Origin of the sequence: Mesorhizobium sp. M7A.F.Ca.CA.004.06.1.1 (genome assembly GCF_003999135.1) — a bacterium.
Taxonomy (GTDB): domain Bacteria; phylum Pseudomonadota; class Alphaproteobacteria; order Rhizobiales; family Rhizobiaceae; genus Mesorhizobium.
The window spans coordinates 1-2,713 of sequence record NZ_RZPQ01000777.1 but is presented as its reverse complement, the minus strand read 5'-3'; the positions used below and the strand labels follow the sequence as shown (position 1 = coordinate 2,713).

The 2,713-nt window shown below is 62.6% G+C and carries 2 protein-coding genes; both read right to left on the bottom strand.

Annotated elements, in window-relative coordinates; all coding sequences use genetic code 11:
- Window positions 1–237: 237 nt before the first annotated feature.
- The gene (gene pncB / locus EN906_RS30005) at window positions 238–1,542 is read right to left on the bottom strand and encodes a nicotinate phosphoribosyltransferase (RefSeq protein ID WP_127267048.1); all 1,305 of its coding nucleotides are present in this window, start codon (window positions 1,540–1,542) and stop codon (window positions 238–240) included.
- Between the two features lie 136 nt (window positions 1,543–1,678).
- A complete protein-coding gene (gcvA, locus tag EN906_RS30000) occupies window positions 1,679–2,653 on the bottom strand; it encodes a transcriptional regulator GcvA (protein WP_127272585.1) in 975 nt (324 codons plus the stop codon).
- Window positions 2,654–2,713 lie beyond the last annotated feature (60 nt).

Here is a 2,713-nt window from a genome sequence, read left to right as displayed (position 1 = left end):
CAGGAAGCAAATGGGCGGAATTTGCGAAGGGAAGCACCCTACGGCGCCCCCCTCTGTCCTGCCGGACATCTCCCCCACAGGTGGGGAGATTGGCAGTTTCGCCGCCGGCTCTTCCCTGGCAATGTTGTTGATTGGCGAAAGCAGAGATGAGGGAGCAATCTCCCCCCTTGAGGGGGAGATGTCCGGCAGGACAGAGGGGGGCGCCAGGGAACTCGTACTATCCAGGAACCCCACCCCTCACACCTTGACCAATTGCTCCACGCGGTCCTTCTCGCCGAAAATTCTGAGATACCGCTCGATCTCTTTCACATCGCCGGTCGCCTTGGCCGGATTGTCGGAAAGCTTGACCGCTGGCCTGCCATTGGCCTCGGTGACCTTGCAGACCAGCGATATGGCGTCGAGGCTGTTGGTTTCCGTCGGCGCGCAGCCTTCGAAATCATTGGTCAGATTGGTGCCCCAGCCGAAGGACATGCGCACCTTGCCCTTGAAGTGGCGATAGGTCTCCTCGATCGTCTCGACTTCGAGCCCGTCGGAGAAGATCAACAGCTTCTGCTTGGGATCCTTGCCCTTGTCGCGCCACCAGGACAGGATCTTTTCGCCGCCTTCGATCGGCGGCGCGCTGTCCGGGCGAAAGCCCGTCCAGTCGGCCACCCAGTCCGGCGCATCGCGCAGGAACGATGCCGTGCCGAAGGCGTCGGGCAGCACGATCAAGAGATTGCCGCCATAGTAACGCTGCCAGTCCTGCAGCACCTTGTAGGGCGACTGCCTCAGCTCTTTTTCCGAGTCGGCGAGGGCGGCGAACACCATCGGCAGCTCATGTGCGTTGGTGCCGAGCGCTTCGAGGTCGTTGTCCATGGCCAGAAGCACGTTGGAGGTGCCGGTGAACGCTTCGCCGATGCCTTCCTTCAGCGCCTCGACGCACCAGCGCTGCCATAGGAAGGAATGGCGCCGGCGCGTGCCGAAGTCCGAGATGCGGATGCCGGGCAGCGCCTTCAGCCGCTCGGTCTTGGCCCACATCTTGGACTTGGCGCGGGCATAGAGCACGTCGAGCGCGAAAGGCCCGAACGCCCGCATCGCCGCGCGCGATCGAAGTTCATTGATGATGGCGAGCGCCGGGATTTCCCACAGTGTGGTGTACATCCACGGCCCGCTGAAGGTCAGCTCATACTGCCCGTCGCGCTTCGACAGCTCGTATTCGGGCAGCCGGAAGCCTTCCAGCCAGGCGAGGAATTCCGGTTCGAAGATCTGCTTGCGGCCGTAGAAATTGTTACCGCCGAGCCAGATCATCTCCTTCTTGGAGAAGCGCAAGGTGCGGGCATGGTCGAGCTGTTCGCGCAATTCGGCCTCGTCGATCTCGTCGGCAAGGCGCACCGAAGTCGTGCGGTTGATCAGCGAGAAGGTTGCGTCGACCTTGGGATACATGCCCCAGATCATCTGCAGCATCAAAAGCTTGTAGAAATCTGTGTCGAGCAGGCTGCGCACGATCGGGTCGAGCTTCCAGGTGTGGTTGTAGACGCGCCGCGCAATATCGGTCTTAGCCATGTCTCAACACCGCCTTCGCTGCCTGCCATCCACAATCGCGACAGGCCTCATAGCATCGAATCGGCCAGAACGCTGCCCGCTTTCAGGCTGGCCCGACAAAAAGAGCTGCCTGCATGCGGTGGCGCAGAGCTTGGCATCAACTTGCGGATTTTCCGCCCATCACCCTGAGCGCCGGACGCTTGCGGCGGCTGACGATGCGGCCGGCCACAGGGGCGTCGGCGCGCCCGTCATCCCCGGCCTTCTCGGCGAACAGCCAGTCGATGAACACCTGCACGATCGGTGTCGCCCGCATCTCGTTGCGGCAGACGACATAGAAATCGTCGACCGCCGGCACCGACAGGCTGAACGGCGCGACCAGCATGCCCCTGGCCAGCAGCGCGCTTGCCGTCACGGAGTCGCCCAGCGCCACGCCATGGCCATGCACCGCCGCCTCGGTCGCCATGCGCGCATCGCCGAGGTGATGGCGGCGACCCCGCTCCAGGTCCAGCGCATCGGCGGCCGCCAGCCAGGTGTGCCATTCGCGGCCGTCATCGCCATGCAGGAAGACATGGTCGGCGAGATCCCTGACGCTGCGGATCGGCCGGTTGTTGATCAGTGTCGGGCTGACCACGGGAAACAGTTCGAGGCCCGACCATTTGCGCATCCAGCAATCGGTCCAGCTGCCGTCGCCATAATGCACGCAGACATCGATGGTGGGTGCCCGCAAATCCTTGGGATCGTTGGAAGGGATAAGCGTCAGCCTTATGTCGGGATATTGCGCCATGAAACTGCCGAGCCGCGGTGTCATCCACAACAACAGAAGCGCCGGCACGCAGGAGACCGAAAGTGTGCCGCTGCTCGCCGGCCTTGTCATGCGCTGGGTGGCGGCGGCGATGCCGTCGAAGGCTGTCGACACCGCGGGCAGAAGCTCCGCGCCATGCGGTGTCAGTTTGACCCGCTGGCCGGCCCGCTCGAACAGCTTGACACTGAGCGACTGCTCGAGCGCCTTGATCTGATGGCTGACGGCGCCATGGGTGACATTCAGCTCAATGGCCGCCTTGGTCAGCGAGCCATGCCGGGCCGTTGCCTCGAAGGCGCGCAGCGGATTAAGCGGTGGCAGGCGCTTGGTCATGGGTATCAACTTTATTGTGAGATTTTCTCACAGAAAACACCCTAACAATATCAATTGATT